This window comes from Paraburkholderia sp. J63, assembly GCF_905220245.1.
GTDB lineage: Bacteria > Pseudomonadota > Gammaproteobacteria > Burkholderiales > Burkholderiaceae > Paraburkholderia.
Genome location: NZ_CAJMZF010000004.1, coordinates 264,860 through 281,913 on the forward strand (window position 1 = coordinate 264,860; position 17,054 = coordinate 281,913).

13 protein-coding genes and 1 pseudogene are annotated in these 17,054 nt (G+C 66.5%); 6 read left to right on the top strand and 8 right to left on the bottom strand.

Going from position 1 to position 17,054, the window contains the following annotated elements; translation table 11 throughout:
* Positions 1-70: 70 nt before the first annotated feature.
* The 4 genes from U5775_RS07100 to U5775_RS07115 all read left to right on the top strand — a co-directional run bounded on the left by U5775_RS07100 (position 71) and on the right by U5775_RS07115 (position 6,961).
* Entirely contained in the window at positions 71-1,117 is a 1,047-nt protein-coding gene (locus U5775_RS07100; protein ID WP_322057414.1) for a DUF1338 domain-containing protein, read from the top strand.
* Between the two features lies 1 nt (position 1,118).
* Positions 1,119-4,109, top strand: a complete 2,991-nt coding sequence (locus U5775_RS07105; protein WP_322057415.1) for an FAD-binding and (Fe-S)-binding domain-containing protein — start codon at positions 1,119-1,121, stop codon at positions 4,107-4,109.
* A gap of 71 nt (positions 4,110-4,180) precedes the next feature.
* Positions 4,181-5,680, top strand: coding sequence for an aldehyde dehydrogenase family protein (locus U5775_RS07110; protein ID WP_322057416.1), 1,500 nt, complete (start codon positions 4,181-4,183; stop codon positions 5,678-5,680).
* Between the two features lie 57 nt (positions 5,681-5,737).
* Positions 5,738-6,961, top strand: coding sequence for a PLP-dependent aminotransferase family protein (locus U5775_RS07115; RefSeq protein ID WP_322057417.1), 1,224 nt, complete (start codon positions 5,738-5,740; stop codon positions 6,959-6,961).
* Between the two features lie 37 nt (positions 6,962-6,998).
* Here U5775_RS07115 and U5775_RS07120 read toward each other — a convergent pair whose 3' ends face one another.
* Positions 6,999-8,075 (bottom strand): porin, encoded by a 1,077-nt coding sequence (locus tag U5775_RS07120; protein WP_322057418.1) that lies wholly within the window; start codon positions 8,073-8,075, stop codon positions 6,999-7,001.
* Between the two features lie 314 nt (positions 8,076-8,389).
* Between U5775_RS07120 and U5775_RS07125 the strand changes: the two genes are divergently transcribed.
* Both U5775_RS07125 and U5775_RS07130 read left to right on the top strand, forming a co-directional pair.
* Positions 8,390-9,760, top strand: a complete 1,371-nt coding sequence (locus U5775_RS07125; protein ID WP_415913527.1) for an MFS transporter — start codon at positions 8,390-8,392, stop codon at positions 9,758-9,760.
* 46 nt (positions 9,761-9,806) lie between these two features.
* Positions 9,807-10,640, top strand: a complete 834-nt coding sequence (locus U5775_RS07130; RefSeq protein ID WP_322057420.1) for an IclR family transcriptional regulator — start codon at positions 9,807-9,809, stop codon at positions 10,638-10,640.
* 21 nt (positions 10,641-10,661) lie between these two features.
* Here the strand turns inward: U5775_RS07130 and U5775_RS07135 are convergent, their stop codons facing one another.
* The 7 genes and pseudogenes from U5775_RS07135 to U5775_RS39430 all read right to left on the bottom strand — a co-directional run bounded on the left by U5775_RS07135 (position 10,662) and on the right by U5775_RS39430 (position 17,052).
* Entirely contained in the window at positions 10,662-11,180 is a 519-nt protein-coding gene (locus U5775_RS07135) for an NADH-quinone oxidoreductase subunit B family protein (protein WP_322057421.1), read from the bottom strand.
* Complete coding sequence (locus U5775_RS07140) at positions 11,177-12,751, bottom strand: NADH-quinone oxidoreductase subunit C (protein ID WP_322057422.1); 1,575 nt, start codon at positions 12,749-12,751, stop codon at positions 11,177-11,179. The genes U5775_RS07135 and U5775_RS07140 overlap by 4 nt, the downstream gene beginning before the upstream one ends.
* A gap of 3 nt (positions 12,752-12,754) precedes the next feature.
* Complete coding sequence (locus U5775_RS07145) at positions 12,755-14,215, bottom strand: hydrogenase 4 subunit F (RefSeq protein WP_322057423.1); 1,461 nt, start codon at positions 14,213-14,215, stop codon at positions 12,755-12,757.
* Positions 14,208-14,867 carry a formate hydrogenlyase gene (locus U5775_RS07150; RefSeq protein WP_322057424.1) on the bottom strand — a complete coding sequence of 220 codons (660 nt, stop codon included), beginning with the start codon at positions 14,865-14,867 and terminating at the stop codon, positions 14,208-14,210. The genes U5775_RS07145 and U5775_RS07150 overlap by 8 nt, the downstream gene beginning before the upstream one ends.
* A complete protein-coding gene (locus U5775_RS07155) occupies positions 14,868-15,785 on the bottom strand; it encodes a respiratory chain complex I subunit 1 family protein (protein ID WP_322057425.1) in 918 nt (305 codons plus the stop codon).
* A pseudogene (locus U5775_RS07160) lies at positions 15,782-16,837 on the bottom strand (proton-conducting transporter membrane subunit); the annotation flags it as partial. The gene U5775_RS07155 and the pseudogene U5775_RS07160, both read right to left, overlap by 4 nt.
* Positions 16,798-17,052 carry a hypothetical protein gene (locus U5775_RS39430; protein WP_415913528.1) on the bottom strand — a complete coding sequence of 85 codons (255 nt, stop codon included), beginning with the start codon at positions 17,050-17,052 and terminating at the stop codon, positions 16,798-16,800. The gene U5775_RS39430 and the pseudogene U5775_RS07160, both read right to left, overlap by 40 nt.
* Between the last annotated feature and the right edge of the window lie 2 nt (positions 17,053-17,054).

Consider the following 17,054-nt stretch of genomic DNA (forward strand, 5'->3'; position numbering starts at 1 on the left):
GCGTTGCGCAGGATTGGCCCAGTCCCGCGCGCCCGATTAGCCCCGATTGGCTGTGATCTGAGAGATGGCAATGAGAAATTCGAATGTTGAAAGCCTGCTGCGTGGATTGCTCGGTGCGGAAAAGACCGGGCGTCTGTTCGCGACCTTGAATACGCCTGCGTTGCTGCAGGAATGGGAAGAGGGCGTCGTCACGCGCGCGGAGCTGGCGCAAGCGATGAACATGGCGCTGTTCGAGGACCTGCTCGAGCGCTCGCCCAATGGCCGGATCTACACCGACGACGCCGTCGCGCAAGGCGGCTCGGTGTATTTCGATCATGGCGCGCTGCGCACGGTGCGCTGGGCGCAGAGCGGCGCGCTGCCGCCCGGCGAGGCCGCCTTCACGCGTATCCTGCTGCCGCTCGGCTTCAAGCTCAATGGCCGCTATCCGCTGGACAAGCTCGGCATGACGGGCCGTGCTTACGTGCACGAAGACGCGCCCGACGAGATCGCGCAGTTCTTCGTGAGCGAATTGCATCCGGAGCGCTTCTCGGCCGAGTTTCAGCAAGCGGTGTCCAACGTGCTGCGCTCCTCGCGCGATCCGCTCACGCCGCTGGCCTGCTCGCAGCTTGCCGAGCTCGCGCGCGACGGCTATCTGCCGCTCGACGCGGCGCGCGAACTGCTGCCCGTGATCATCGGCGCGTTTGCGCGTCAGCACGATGCACCGAACGTCGACGACTACGAGACGCTGCTGCGCGAATCGGCGGAAATGGCGTGGATCTCGACCGAGGGCAATGCCTTCAATCATGCGACCGACCGCGTGGCCGACGTGTTCAAGCTCTCCGACGACGAAAAAGCCAAGGGCCGCCCGATGAAGCCCGAGGTCGAGCGCTCGCGCTCGGGCCGCGTATTCCAGACCGCTTATCGCGCCGATATCGTGCTGCGCGAATTGCGCCGGAGCGACGGCGGCACAGTCAAGCGCGAAGTGCCGGGCTCGTTCTACGAATTCATCACGCGCAAGCGCACCTTCAACCAGGCCACGCGCCAGTGGGAAACCGATCTGCGCTTCGACGCGGGCAACGCCACCGGCATCTTCAGGATGACCGCGAACGCCGCGAACGTCGCCACGGCCGGGAAGTAACTTGAAAGCCGCCACTCCGTTTCAGGCCAGCGAGCACCTGCTGCAAGAGGTTCAGGCCGATCTCGGCCGCTCGCTGCGTGGCGAAGTCCGGTTCGACGCCAGCTCGAAGGCGCTCTATGCCTCGGATGCTTCGAATTACCGACAAATTCCGCTAGGCGTGGTCGTGCCCGCCGACGTGGAGGACCTCGTCGCCGCAGTGGCCGTGTGCCGGCGTCACGACGTGCCGTTCCTGACGCGTGGCGGCGGCACCTCGCAAAACGGCCAGTGCGTGAACGTCGCGGTGGTGGCGGATGCGAGCAAGTACGTGAACCGCGTCATTTCCGTGGACCCGGTCGCGAAGGCGGCGCTCGTGGAGCCCGGCGTCATCTGCGACGCGCTGCGCGATGCCGCCGAAGCGCACGGCCTGACCTTCGCACCCGATCCGGCCACGCATAGCCGCTGCACGCTCGGCGGCATGATTGCGAATAACTCCTGCGGCGCGCACTCGGTGATGGCGGGCAAGACGGCGGAGAACGTCGAGGCGCTCGAGGTCCTGACGTACGACGGCGCGCGCTTTTGGGCCGGCCCGACCAGCGATGCGGAACTTGCCGCTATCATCGCCGAAGGCGGCCGGCGTGGTGAGATTTATCGGCGTTTGCGCGATCTGCGCGACCGCTACGCCGAACACATTCGCCACGAGTTTGCGCAGATCAAGCGCCGCGTCTCGGGCTTCAACCTCGACCAGTTGCTGCCCGAGAACGGCTTCAACGTTGCACGCGCGCTCGTGGGCACCGAAGGCACCTGCGCGATCACGCTGCAGGCCAAGGTGCGGCTCGTGCATAGCCCCGCATGCCGCGTGCTGCTCCTGCTCGGCTTCAAGGATATCTACGTCGCGGCGGATGCGGTGCCGCACTTCACGCGCTTCAATCCCATCGCCATCGAGGGGCTCGATCGCGGCATCGTGCGCGGCCTGCAGGCGCGCGGCCTCAAGCGCGAGGAAATTGCGCTGCTGCCGCGCGGCGACGCATGGGTCGTGCTCGAATTCGGCGCGGATTCGCCGGAGGACGCGACACGCCAGGCCCAAGCGGCGGAGCGCTATTTTCTCGCGGGAGAAGCGGGCGCCGACGTGACGGGCTTCGTCGTCACGGAAAAAGCCCAGCAGCAGAAGGTCTGGTCGATACGCGAGACGGGCGCCTCGGCGGTCGCGCTCTCGATCGATCCGGGCAGGCCCGACCCGATGGTGGGCTGGGAAGACGCCGCCGTCGACCCGGCGCGTCTCGGCGACTATCTGCGCAATTTTCAGGCTCTGGTGGACCGCTATGGCTACGAAACCTGCCTGTACGGGCATTTCGGCGATGGCTGCGTGCATGCGCGCATCACCTTCGATATCCGCACCGCGGAAGGAGTCCTCAAATGGAGAGGATTCCTTCGCGAAGCGGCGCAGCTCGTCGTGGACTTCGGCGGTTCGCTCTCGGGCGAGCACGGCGACGGCCAGGCGAAGGCCGAATTTCTGCCGATCATGTACGGCCCCGAGATCATGCGGGCGATGGAGGAGTTCAAGGCGATCTGGGACCCTGCGAATCGCCTCAATCCCGGCAAGGTCATCAATGCTTACCGCGCCGACGAGAACCTGCGCATGGGGCCTTCCTACCAGCCCGTGACGCTCACGACGAAGCTCACTTTCGCGAGCCCCGAGGGCGACGGCATGCAGCGCGAGATCGAGCGCTGCATCGGCATGGGCAAGTGCCGCTCGCTCGACGGCGGCACGATGTGCCCGAGCTTCCGCGCGACCCGCGAGGAGCGCTTTTCGACGCGCGGCCGCGCGCATCTGTTCTGGGAGATGTTGCAGGGCGAGGTCATCAAGGACGGCTGGAACAGCCGCGAAGTCAAGGAGGCGCTCGACGCGTGCCTCGCCTGCAAGGGCTGCAAGTCCGATTGCCCCACGCATACCGACATGGCCTCGTACAAGGCGGAATTTCTATCGCACTACTATGAGAATCATCGGCGGCCCCGGCAGGCGATGTTCATGGGGCGAATCGGGCAATGGGCGCCGTGGGCGAGCCGCTTCCCGCGGCTGGCGAACTTCGCGATGTCCGCGCCGCCGCTGGCCCGCATCGGCAAATGGGTCGCGGGCGTGGCCGCGCAGCGCGATCTTCCGGCTTTCGCGCCGCGCTCGTTCCGGGCATCGAGCGCAAAAAAACACAGGGAACACGCGGCGGGACAGAGCGCGGGGCGGCCAAAGGTGATCCTCTGGGTCGATACCTTCAACGACCATTTTTCTCCGCAGGTTGCGTCGGCGGCAATGGAGGTGCTGGAGCGCATCGGCTACGACGTGGTGCTGCCGCGCAAGCGGCTTTGCTGCGGACGCCCGCTCTACGACTACGGTCTGCTCGATGAGGCGCGCGCGCTGCTGTCCGGCATCGTCGAGGAACTGGCCGGCGAGATCCGCAGCGGCGTGCCCGTGGTCGGGCTCGAACCCGGTTGCCTTTCGGTGTTCAAGGACGAATTGCTGAAGCAGCTTCCGGGCAACGACATCGCGCGGCGGCTCTCGGCGCAAAGCTTCCTGTTTTCGGATTTCGTCGCGCAGGCGCCGTTCGCCTGGCCCGCGCTCGACGCGGACGTGATGGTGCATGGGCATTGCCATCAAAAGTCGCTGTTCGGCATGAAGGGCGAAACGGCGTTGCTGAACAAGCTGGGCGTGCGCTGGACGCTGCTCGATACCGGCTGTTGCGGCATGGCCGGTTCGTTCGGCTTTAACGCCGACCATTACGCGCTTTCGATGAAGATTGGAGAGGACACGCTGTTGCCGCTCGTGCGGCAGGCGCCGCGCGAAACGCTGGTCGTGACCAATGGCTTCAGTTGCCGCGAGCAGATCTCGCAGGGCGCGGGACGGCACACGCTGCATATCGCGGAGCTGGCGTTGCGCTCGCTTGCGCTGGGGCAGAGCCTCGTCAATCAGCGCGGCCCGAAGCGATGCCCGAGTGCGCCGAGGCCCGCGCCTGAAATAGCTTAATCATCGTCGACCATCCCGAGCGAATCGGTGTCGGCAATTTTTTTGAACCGGAATGATCAAGAGGTCATAGCATGAAAGCATCGAGCATTCTCACCGAACTCGGCATTGCCCACCTGGCGGAAGCGGGCGATATCGCCGTTCATTCGCCGATCGACGGCGCACTGATCGGTCGTGTCCCGAGCGAGCCGGTCGCCCACGTCGATGCGCTGCTCGACAAGGCGCAAGCCGCGTTCAAGATCTGGCGCAACGTCCCCGCGCCGCGCCGCGGCGAGCTCGTGCGCCTCCTCGGCAACAAGCTGCGCGAGAAGAAGCAGGCACTGGGCAGCATCATCACGCTCGAAACCGGCAAGATCCTCCAGGAAGGCCTCGGCGAAGTCCAGGAAATGATCGACATCTGCGATTTCGCGGTGGGACTCTCGCGCCAGCTCTACGGCCTGACCATTGCCTCGGAGCGCCCCGGCCATCGCATGGCGGAAACGTGGCACCCGATGGGCGTCTGCACGGTGATCTCCGCATTCAATTTCCCGGCGGCGGTGTGGTCGTGGAATGCGGCGCTCGCCCTCATTTGCGGCAATGCCGTGATCTGGAAGCCTTCGGAAAAGACGCCGCTCACGGCGCTCGCGGTCGACGGCATCCTCCAGGAGGCCTTGAAGGAATTCGGCGACGCGCCCGAGGGGCTGACGACGCTGATCAACGGTCGCCGCGAAGTGGGCGAGAAGCTCGTGGCCGATCCGCGCTCGAACATCGTCAGCGCGACGGGCAGCACGGAAATGGGCCGTGCCGTTGGCATCGAAGTGGCGCGCCGTTTCGGCCGCTCGATTCTCGAACTCGGCGGCAATAACGCCGGCATCGTGTCGAACACGGCCAATCTCGAACTGGCGCTGCGCGGCATTCTGTTCTCGGCTGTGGGGACGGCAGGCCAGCGTTGCACGACGTTGCGCCGGCTGTTCGTGCATGAAAGCGTCTACGACAAGACGCTCGAGCGTCTCAAGGTGTTCTACGGCAAGGTGACGATCGGCAATCCGCTGGAGCAGGGCACGCTGATGGGCCCGCTCATCGACGAGCAATCGTTCGGCCGCATGCAGGCTGCGCTCGCGCAGGCGAAGGCGGAGGGCGGCACGGTGTTCGGCGGCGAGCGCCATATCGTGAGAGGCAACGAGCAGGGCTTCTACGTGCGGCCCGCGATTGTCGAGATGCCCTCGCAAACGCCGATCGTGCTCACGGAAACCTTCGCGCCGATCCTTTACGTGCTCAAGTACCGCGATTTCGACGCCGCCATCGAGGCGAACAACGCAGCGCATCACGGTCTCTCGTCATGCGTGTTCACGACCGACCTGCGCGAAAGCGAGCGCTTCCTGTCGGCCAGCGGCAGCGATTGCGGCATTGCGAACGTGAACATCGGGCCGAGCGGCGCTGAGATCGGCGGCGCGTTCGGCGGCGAAAAGGAAACGGGCGGCGGCCGCGAATCGGGCTCCGATGCGTGGAAGGGCTATATGCGCCGCGCGACCAATACCGTGAACTATTCGTCGGCGTTGCCGCTCGCGCAGGGCATCGATTTCAACATCGACTGAATGCACGCGCTTTAAATCCCGATTTAAATCCCGTTCTCCACTCCCTCGATCGACGCCATGTACGAGTTCACTTCCCCGTTTCAGCAGCCCTCGGGCTCTCCGATTCGCGAGCTCTTCAAGTATCTGAGCGAGCCCGGCATGATCTCGTTCGCGGGCGGATATCCGGCCAGCGATCTGTTCGACGTGGAGGGCTTGCGTCTCGCGGCAGAGCGCGCTTATGCGTCTCCGCTCCAATGCCTCCAATATGGGCCGACCGACGGCCTCGCGGCGTTGAAGCGCGAAATCGTCGAATTGATGGCGCGCCGCGGCGCAACGTGCGAGGCCGATGAAGTGGTGGCGACCACGGGCTCGCAGCAGGGGCTCGATTTGCTGCTGCGCGTGCTGGTCGAGCCCGGCGACGTGGTGCTCACCGAGGAGCCCGCTTACCCGGCGACGCTGCAGGCGTTCCGGTTGCAGCGCGCGCGGATCGTGGCGGTGCCGACCGACGCGCACGGGATCCGGGTGGACGAGCTTGCCGCGCTGCTGGAGTCGGGCGCGTGCGGCAAGCCGAAGCTCCTGTACACCGTGCCGACCTTCGCCAACCCCACGGGCGCGACGCTCGCCGCCGAACGCCGTCGCGCGCTGCTCGCGCTGGCCGTCAAGCATCGCTTCGTGGTGGTTGAGGACGACCCCTACGGCGACTTGCGTTTTGCGGGCGAGCCGCTGCGTTCGCTGCTTGCCGAGGCGCAACAGGTGGACGGCGCGCGCGACTGGGTCGTGCATTTCGCGAGCCTGTCGAAGATCGTCGCGCCTGGCTTGCGCGTGGGCTGGATGGTCGGCCCGCGCGAGATCGTGCGGCGTTGCGTGATCGCCAAGCAGACGGTCGATCTTTGCAGCGCGCCGTGGACGCAGGCGGTCGCGGCCGAGTACCTTGCGGCCGGCGCGCTGGAGCAGCACCTGCCGAAAATCACGGCGGCGTATGGCGTGAAATGCGGCGAGCTGTGCTCGGCGTTGCGCGAGCAACTGGGAGCGGCCATCGAGTTTCAGGCGCCCGAAGGCGGCATGTTCGTATGGGCCCGGCTGCCCGGCATCGATGCCTCGGACCTGCTGGCGCGGGCGATCGGGCAGAAGGTCATTTTCGTGCCCGGCAAGGCGTTTTTCGCCGATGCCGCTGACCCCGCCTCGCTGCGGCTGTCATTCGCCGCGCCCGATGTGGAGGCGATCAGGGAAGGCGCGCGTCGAATGAAGCGCGCTTATGACGCCGTGCGCGAGGCGCAACCCGCGGCGGTTCAGGCGAACTGAACCGCCACCCGCATCGACGGATGGCCGGCGCTCGCAATCAGAACGAATGCGTGATGCCGACGTGCGCCAGCAACTGCGATTGCGACGACGAATTGCCGTTCGGGTAGGTGGCGGCCGTCGCATCGGTGCCCGATGCCTTCTGATACGTGAGCGTGACCTGAACCTGGGTGCGCTTCGAAAGCGAATACAGGTTGCCCGCTTCGATCGTGTTCCAGTGATCGGCGCCCATGCGTGAATACGTGTAGTTGAGCGTCACGGCTTCGGCGGGCGTGAAGCGGTAGAGCAGGCCCACGTCCTGGTTCTGCATGTGCGTCGAGGCACTCGCGCCCTTGATGTCGGTGCGCGTGTAGAGCGCGTTGGCCGAGAGCGCGTCGCTGAACTTCCACGTCGCGCCAATGCCGAGATTGTTCACCTCGTTCGACTGGAACGTCTGCGTGGCGGAAAGCGTCTGGCCGAGGAAGCTCGTGAAGCCGAAGTAGGTGTACAGATCGAGCACGCGCCGCTTCGTCGTCATGTAGACCACGCCGGCCGAGAGCGGGCCGTAGTCGTAGGTCAGGTAGCCGCCCGCCGTGTGGCCGGTCGCGTCCGAGCCCGTGAAGCCGTACATGCCGCCCGCGTGGAAGCCGTAGAAGTCGGGGCTCTTGTACTTCACGGCGTTTTCGATCTGATAGCCGTTCGTGAGGCTGTCGAGATTGCCCGCATGGAATGCATAGAGATTGCGATTCCAGAACGCGTTGGAATAGCGGATCGCGACGTCATCCATCAGATCCGACTGACGCCCGAATGTGAGCGTGCCATACGGGCTGTCCAGACCCACATAAGCGTTGCGGTCGAACAGCGTGTTCGGCTTGATGAGCGTGCCCGTGTTGATGTTGAAGCCGCTCTCGAGCATGAAGATGGCCTGATAGCCGCCGCCCAGGTCCTCCTTGCCCGTCAAGCCCCAGCGCGTGGGCGATCCAATCCCCGACGCCGTCCCGAAAGACGATCCGCCCTTCTTGTTGCTGATGTAGGTGAGTCCGGAGTCGACCTGTCCCCAAAGCGTGACCGAACTCTGTGCGTGAGCGAGCGTGCTTGCCAGCAAGCCGCATCCGGCGAGAAGAAAGTGTTTTTTCATGTTGTTGACCGTTCAGGCGCAAGCCCCCGCGCCGTGAACCGCGCTTGGGCAAGCAATGACCATAGGTGGATGTTTTGTTAGTATTTGGATATATTTTTGTCAGATCATAAAAGCGCTTCTTGCGCGAAATCAAGAAAAAAATATATCGATCAGGTATGGACGCACGCTTGACGCGCCACGCGCGGCGTCCTAGGATCGCCACTCCTGACACAAATAGCCATACGTGGTTAATTGGGGCGCAAGCCTCAACGCCACCGTCTTGCGAGGAGAGAGACACCTTGCCCGCCACCCGAACTACCCATGTGCGCTTCCTGATGCTGTTCCTCGTGTTCGTGGGGACCGTCATCAACTATGTGGACCGCGCCAATCTTTCCGTGGCCGCGCCGCTGCTCAAACACGAATTCGGGCTCGGGCCGGTCGAGATCGGCGTGCTGTTTTCGGCTTACGCGTGGACCTACGTGATCGCGAACATCCCCGGCGGCTGGGTTGTCGACCGCTTCGGCTCGCGCGCCATGTATGCGCTCGCCGTGCTGGTCTGGTCGGCGTTCACGTGCGCGCAGGGCTTCGCGGGGCGCTTCGCGACGATCTTCGGCTTGCGGCTGGGCGTCGGCGTGGCCGAGGCGCCGACCTTTCCCGTCAACAACCGCGTGGTCTCGATCTGGTTCACGCAGCGCGAGCGCGGCACCGCGACGAGCGTCTATCTGGTGGGCCAGTACATCGGCATGGCGGCGCTCACGCCCGCGCTGTTCTGGATCGCGCACGCGTACGGCTGGCGCGCGATCTTCTGGGCGACGGGCGCGGTCGGGCTCGTCTGGGCGGCGGTCTGGTACATCCTCTATCGCGACCCCGAGCAATGCGCGTGGGTCAGCGAGGCCGAGCTCGCGCATATCCGCAACGGCGGGGCGCTGGTCGCCGCGGGCCGGGCGAACGCGCGAGGCGCCGCGGCCAGCCAGAAGTTCCCGTGGCGCAAGCTCGCCATCGTGTTCCGCAACCGCCAGATCATTGCGATCTGCATGGGTAAGTTCGCATCGCTTTCGTCGCTGTATTTCTTCCTGACCTGGTTCCCGACCTACCTGATCAGCGAGCGCCACGTCACGGTGCTGAAGGCGGGCGGCATGACGGCGCTGCCTTTCATCGCCGCGTCGATCGGCGTGGTGGCGGGCGGCACGCTGTCCGACTTCCTGCTGCGCCGCGGCGCGAGCGTCGGCACCGCGCGCAAGACGCCGATCATCACGGGCCTCCTGCTCGTGCCGACGATGTCGCTTTCGCTGCTCACCGACAGCAACGCCGTGGTCATCGCGATCATGTCGTTCGCGTTCTTCGCGCAGGGCGTGGCGTCGGCCTCGTGGTCGCTGATCGGCGACATCGCGCCCAGAAGCATGATCGGCATGACCGGCGGCGCGGTGAACTTCGCGGGCAACCTCTCTGGTATCGTTACGCCCATCGCCATCGGGTTCATCCTGCGCGAGACCGGCTCGTTCGGCTGGGCGCTCGGTCTCGTCAGCGTATTCGCGGTGATTGGCGCGCTCGCTTATACGTTCCTGCTCGGCGAGGTGAAACGCATCGAAATCGACGATGAGCCGTCCGATATGCCCGGCGATACGGCACAATCGGCACATGCGACGCCGTCACCGAAGCGCGAAGCCGCGAATCCGGCGCAAGCCGCGTCGTCCGCGCGGGATTGAGCGCAAACCCGAACGCCGCAACGCCTGCCTGTCAGCAAGAAAAGTTATGTCCGACTACAACGAGACCGAGACCGCATCCGGGGCCGAAGACACCTATCTGGTGCCCGCGCTCGAGCGCGGGTTGCGCATCCTCGAGCTGTTCTGCCACCACGATCCGGTGCTCACGCCCAACGTCATTGCGCAGCGTTTGAACCTGCCGCGCACGACCGCCATTCGTCTCGTCCAGACGCTGCAGTCGCTCGGCTATCTGGAGCGCGCGAACCGGGACCGCGATTTCCGCCTCGGGCCGCGCGTGATGAAGCTCGGCTTCGAGTATCTGAACTCGCTTGCGCTGACCGATATCGGCACGCCCGTAATCGAGCGCCTGCGCGACGACACGGGTTTCGCGAGCCATCTGGTCGTGCGCGATGGGCGCGACGTGGTGTTCGTCGCCAAGGCCTGGACGCACGACAACACGCTCAGCACGATCAAGGTGAACGTGGGCACGCGCATACCGGCGCATGCGTCGGTGCATGGGCACGTGCTGCTCGGCGATCTCGACGAAGCCGATGTCGAGGCGCTGTTTCCCGAGCCGATGCTGCCGACCTACACGCCCCATACGCCGCGCAACGCGAAGGAAGTCTACGAGCGCGCGCAGAAGTACGCGGCCGAGGGCTGCGCGGTGAGCGAATCGTCGTTCGAGCCGGGCATTTCGGTGATCAGCGCGCCGGTGCGCGATAGCTCGGGGTTGATTGCGGCCGCGGTCACGCTGACCGTGGCGCGGCCGTTCATAGAAAAGACCCTCGTCGATCAGGGGCTCGTGGGGCGCGTGAAGGCGGCCGCGAAGGATCTGTCCGAGCGGCTGTGCTATTACGGTGAAGAGGGGCAGGGGAAGGAGTAGAGCGGCGCGGCATGTGCACGACTACCCCCTCGAACCCCGCAACGCCGCAAAAATCCCCCTCAGCAACTCGACCGGCGAAGGCGGGCACCCCGGAATGCTCACGTCGACGGGAATCAGCTGCGCAAGCGGCCCGCAAACTGCATAGCTATCCTTAAAGATTCCGCCGGTGCATGCGCACTCGCCGGCGGCCACGACCAGCTTCGGGCTGGGCGTGGCCTCGTAGGCGAGCCGCACCGCCTCGCGCATATTGAGCGCGAGCGGTCCCGTCACCAGAAGCATGTCGGCGTGGCGCGGGCTCGCGACGAAGCGAATCCCCAGCCCCTCGATGTTGTAGTACGGGTTGCCGAGCGCATGAATCTCCAGCTCGCAGCCATTGCACGAACCCGCATCGATTTGCCGGATGCACAGCGCGCGTCCAGGCACGTCGAGAATCTGCTGGTGCAACCGCTGGGACTCCGTGCGCCAGTCGTCGCCGCCCTGCGGCTGCGATTGCGCGGGCGCGCGGGTGCTGGCGATCCGCTTGAGAAGTTGCCACGTCACAGGTCGTGCCCCGCGTAACAGAGGTTGAACGATTTGTTGATGAGCGGAAAGTCCGCAACGATATTGCCGATGATCGCCACCTCGATCGCGGGCCAGTTTTGCCATGACGGGTCATGGCAATGGCAGCGGGCCAGCGTGCCGTCCTCGGCGGTCTCGAGCGCGACGAGCACGTCGCCGCGCCAGCCTTCGATCCAGCCCGCGCCATACGAGGGCGGGCGCCCGGTGTCGGGTTGCACGGCAATGCCGCCGCCCGGCAGGCCCGCGACGATCGCGCGAATCTGCCGTAGCGATTCGTCGATCTCGCGAAAGCGCAGCCCCACGCGCGCCGCCACGTCGCCGCGCGCGTCGCTGGCGGCGCGCGCCCCGATTTCGCGGTACGGCGCGGGGCCTTGATCGACGCGCAGGTCCATCGTGCCACCGCTCGCGCGCGCGGCGAGTCCGCATACGCCGAGCTGGGCGGCCACGGCGCGCGTGAGCGTGCCGGTCTTCGCGAAGCGGTCCTGCAAGCCGGCGTGATCGTCGTAGATGCGCCGCATCGAATGCACCTCGCGCTCGATGCGCTCGCACTGCGTCACGAGCGCGGCGGCCTGCTGCGCGTCGAGATCGCGCGCGACGCCGCCCGGTTCGATCGCGTCGAACAGGTAGCGGTGGCCGAACGCGCGTTCGTTCAGGCGCAGCCAGTCCTCTTTCATGCGCGCGAATTGCGCGAGTCCGAATGCGAACCCGGCGTCGTTGCCGAGCGCGCCGAGGTCGCCCAGATGGTTGGCCACGCGCTCGCGTTCGAGCAGCAGCGCGCGCAGCCATTGCGCGCGCGCCGGAATCACCGTGTCGAGCGCGCGCTCGAGCGCCATGCAATACGCCCATGCAAACGCGATGCTGCTGTCCCCGGCAATTCGGGCCGCCACGCGATGACCGGCGAACGCCGGCGTGCGCTCGAACAGACGTTCGATGCCGCGATGCGCATAGCCGAGCCGTTCTTCGAGCCGCAGCACTTTTTCGCCGACGACCGAGAAGCGAAAGTGGCCGGGCTCGATGATGCCCGCGTGGATCGGCCCCACGGCGATCTCGTGCACGCCGTCTCCCTCGACGCGCGTGAACGCGTAATCGGCCTCGCGCGATTCGAAGCGCTCGGTGCCCGAGGCGGCTTTGCGCAGCGGGAAATAATCGGCGGGCCAGTTGCCGTGATTGAGCCAGGGGCGCACGTCGGCGGCGCCGCAGGCACGCAGGCCCGTGAGATCGTGGACGGCGCGCTGCATGCGGACCGCGCACGCAAACAGCGCGGAGAGGTCAGGGTATTCGACGGCGCTGAGGGACGTCTTGCCGAGCGGCAACCGGACCCACAGCAGGCCGTCGTCGACGGCATAGGCCGCGCTGATGGCGAGCGTGCCGTCGCGGCTCTCGGCGCCCCAGACCGAGATCAGGCGTCCGCCGCCTGCGTCGACCTCGGCGGCGACGCGCAGCCACGCAGCGGCATCGACCTGCGCGACGAGCGCCGCCGGCGCTTCAGCAAAGGCGGCAAGGCGCGTGAGGCCGCGTATGTCGCGGGCATCGTGAAAGGCATCGATCCGCATCAATCATCCTGCAAGAACAACTCCCGCTGCGCGATACCAGGCCGCAAGCCAGGAGGGAATGTAGACCCCGAGCATGAGCCCGATGGCCAGATGAACGAACACGGGCAGCAGCGCCGGGCGATAGGCGAGGCGGCGCGCCGTCGGTTCGCCGAACGCCATGCCCTGCACGCGCCGGAAGATGACCGCGAAGGCAACGACGAGCGCCAGCATCAGTGGCGGCACGGCCCACGGCAGCGCTTTCAGCGCCGTGGTGAGAATCAGGAATTCGCTCGCGAATACGCCGAACGGCGGCATGCCGAGTATCGCGAGCGTGCCCAGCACCATGCCCCAGCCGACGACGGGGCTCGTGCGCACGAGCCCGCGAATGCCGTCGATGGCCTGGGTGCCCGTCTTCTGCGCGGCGTGGCCCACGCTGAAGAAGATCGCCGATTTGATGAGCGCGTGCGCCGTCATGTGCAGCAGGCCCGCGAACGTCGCCACGGGGCCGCCGAGGCCGAAGGCGAAGGTCATCATGCCCATGTGCTCGATCGACGAGAACGAGAACAGGCGCTTTGCGTCGGTCTGCCTGAACAGCGAGAACGTCGCGACCAGCACGGAGACGAACCCGAAGCCCGCGAGCAAATGGCCGGGCAGGCCGTTTTGCAGCGCGCCGTCGGCGAGCACCTTGCAGCGCAGCACCGCATAGAGCGCCACGTTGAGCAGGAGTCCAGAGAGTACGGCCGAGATCGGCGTCGGGCCTTCGGCGTGGGCGTCGGGCAGCCAGTTGTGCATCGGCACGAGGCCGACCTTGGTGCCATAGCCGATCAGCAGAAACACGAACGCGAGCGAAACGATGGCGGGGTCGAGGCTCGCCTTCGCGGCGTTCAGGCTGGTGAGCAGCAGCGCGTCGTCGCCGCCCAGCACGCGGCTCGCGGCGAGGTACAGCAGGATCGTGCCGAACAGCGCCTGCGCAATGCCCACGCCGCAGAGGATGAAGTATTTCCACGCCGCATCGAGGCTCGCTGCCGTGCGGTAGACCGCCACCAGCAGCACGGCCGCGAGCGTGGCCGCTTCCATCGCCACCCATAGCACGCCCATGTTGTTCGTGAGCAGCGCGAGCAGCATCGCGAACACGAATAGCTGATACATGGCGTGATAGAGCCGCATGCGGTTCGCGCTCATGCGGCCGCGTTCGCGCTCGACGCGCATATACGGCTTCGAGAACAGCGCCGTGGTCCAGCCGACGAGCGCCGTGAGCGCCGCGAGAAAGACGTTGAACGGGTCCACATAGAACGCCTGGCCGAACACGAAAGTCGCACCATGCGCCAGGATTCGTTGCGCGAGCAACAGGGTGGCGGCAAGCGTGAGGAAGCTGAACGTGGCGTTCAGGTCCGGCGCGAGGCGGCGCGCGCCCACGAGCGCGAGGCTCGCACCGGCAACGATCGGCAGGCCGAACACCGCCGCGAGAATCCAGGCACTACTCATCTTTGCGTTCTTCGAGGTGGTGAATGTCGAGGCTGTCGAACTGCTCGCGGATCTGGAACATGAAGACGCCGAGAATCAGCATGCCCACGAGCACGTCGAGCCCGACACCGAGCTCGACGATCATCGGCATGCCGTTGGTGGCGGCCGCCGCCGCGAAGAACAGGCTGTTCTCCATCGAGAGGAACGCGATCACCTGCGCGATGGCCTTCGCGCGCGTGATCATCATCATGAACGAGAGCAGTACGCACGCGAGCGCGATGCCGAGCGTGCCGCGCGCCACCGACGCGGCGAACTGCGTGACCGGCAGCGCCACGTTGAAGGCGACGACCACGAGCACGATGCCCGTGAGCAAGGTGGCGGGAATGTTGATGAGCGATTCCACGTCGCTCGTGACGTTCAGGCGCCGCACGAGGCGATAGAGGATCCACGGAATCAGCCCCACCTTGAGCACGAGCGTGAGCGCCGCGGAAATGTAGAGATGCGTGTCGGCGGTCACGAAGCCGAGCACGAGATTGGCCAGCACGAGCGCGACGCCCTGCAGCGTGTAGAGGTGGATCAGCGCGAGAATGCGGCGCTGGCTCAGCATCGCGAACGAGATCAGCAGCAGGATCGCGGCGAGGAAGTTGACGAGTTGCGTGGCGAGGCCGTGCATTCAGGCCCCCAGCAGGAAGTGGACGAGCATGCCGATCACGGCGAGCAGATAGGCCGTCGCGAGGAACTCGGGCACGCGAAAGAGCCGCATTTTTGCGTTGAGCGTCTCCACGAGCGCGAGCAGCGCGCCGCCCGCGAGCAGCTTCGCGAACAACGCGGGCACGGCCAGCAGCAGCGCGAGCGGATTGCCCGTTTCGGCGATGCCCCATGGTACGAACAGCGCGAGGCCGATGCACGAGTACGCGAAGAGCTTGAGGCTCGCGGCCCATTCGATCAGCGCCTCGTGGATCATCGTCAGTTCGAGGTGCGTGGCGGGATTGTCGACGGGCAGGCGCGCGTTTTCCGCGAGCGATACCATCGCGAACGCGATGCCCGCGAACGCGAGACTGGGATAGATGGCGAGCTGGCCGTGGCTCAGCGTGGCGACGATGCGCGTGAGCCCCGTCGACTGCGTGATCAGCGAGGCCGAGAACAGCACCATGAGCAGCGCCGGTTCGGCGAGGAAGCCCACCAGCATCTCGCGCCGCGCGCCGAGCGTGCCGAAGGCGGTGCCCGTGTCCATCGCCGCGAGCGAGATCGTCACGCGCGCGAGCGCGAACAGCCCGACGAGCGCGATCGCGTCGGCGGCGGGCGAGAGCGGCAGATCGGTCGAGAGCGTGGGCACGATCGCGCAGGCCAGCGTCATGCAGCCCCAGACCGCGTAGGGGGCGACGCGCGTGAGCGGGCTCGCGTGCTGCGCGAGCACCGATTCCTTGTTGAAGAGCTTGTGCAGCATGCGGTAGGGCTGCCACAGACTCGGCCCGCGCCGGCCCTGGAGCCGCGCCCGGCAGATGCCGACCCAGCCCGAGAGCAGCGGCGCGGCCGCGAGCGCCACGAGAATTTCGAGCCCTTGCGAGAGCGCCCCGGATCGCGTGATCATCGGCGCACCAGCATGAGCAGGGTGATCAGCGCGAGAAAGCTGCAGCTCAGATAGACCGCGATGCGGCCCGTCTGCAGCCGCCCCGCGAGCGCGCCGAGCCAGCGCAGGCCGCGCGCGAGCGGCGCGTAGATCCAGGCCCATGTGCGATCCGAGGCGCTCACGCGATAGGCCGGATGCGCGTCGAAGGGCGTCGGCACGCTGCGCTCGATGCGCAAGAACGGGGCAAAGATTTCGCGGATCGGCTGGCCGAAGCCTTCCGCCGAGTCCTGCATGCGCGCGGTCACGAACGGATTGCCGCAAGCCCATGGCACCGCGCGGCGCAGGCGTCCGTGATAGAAGCGGCGCACGAGCACGAAGGCGAGCCCGCAGCACCCCACGAAGAACGCGAGGAAAACGGCGGGCATGTAGCTCGCGCGCTCGATGCCGCTGGGCGCGAGCAGCAGCCAGCCACCCGCCGAGATCGCCGCGCTCAGATCGGCGCCCGCGAGTTGCCGCACGACCGGCGTGAGGGCGCGCACGATCTGCACCGGCATGAGGCCGAGCAGCACCGTGGCCACGACGAACCAGCCGAAGCCCGTGCGCTCCCAGCGGCCCGCGTCGCGCGCGCGGGCCAGCGCCGCTTCGCGCGGCTGCCCGAGAAAGACGATGCCGAAGAACTTGACCATGGTGTAACCGGCGAGCGCCGCCACGAGCGCGATCAGCGCGGCGATGAGCGGTACGGCCATGTTGAGGAACGCGTTCGGCAGCCCGGGCGTGAAGAGAAAGCTTTGCAGCAGCAGCCATTCGGACACGAAGCCGGAGAGCGGCGGCAGCCCCGCGCTCGCCAGCGCGCCCACGAGCGCGGCCCACGCGGTCCAGGGCATGCGGTGAATCAGGCCGCCAAGGCGCCCGAGATTGCGCTCGCCCGTGGCGTGCAGCACGGCGCCCGTGCCGACGAACAGGAGACTCTTGAACGCCGCATGGCTCGCGATCTGGTAGAGCAGCGCCGTCATGGCCAGCGCCGCGAGCCCGTTCATGCCGAAGGCGCGAAACAGCACGGCGAGCCCGGCAGACCGGGCAGGCCGAGCGGCAAGACGAGCGTCGCTTCGGGGCCGCGCATGGCATAGAGGCCGATCCCGAACAGCAGCACCCCGAGCAGCGCGCCAGCCGGAAACAGGCCGTGCGCCACCACGCGCGTGCGGCGCAGATGCGCGAGCCCCGCGCAGCCGAGCGCGAGCCAGCCCGCGACGACGCATAGCGCGAGCTGGATCACGAGGCGAGGTTCCATCG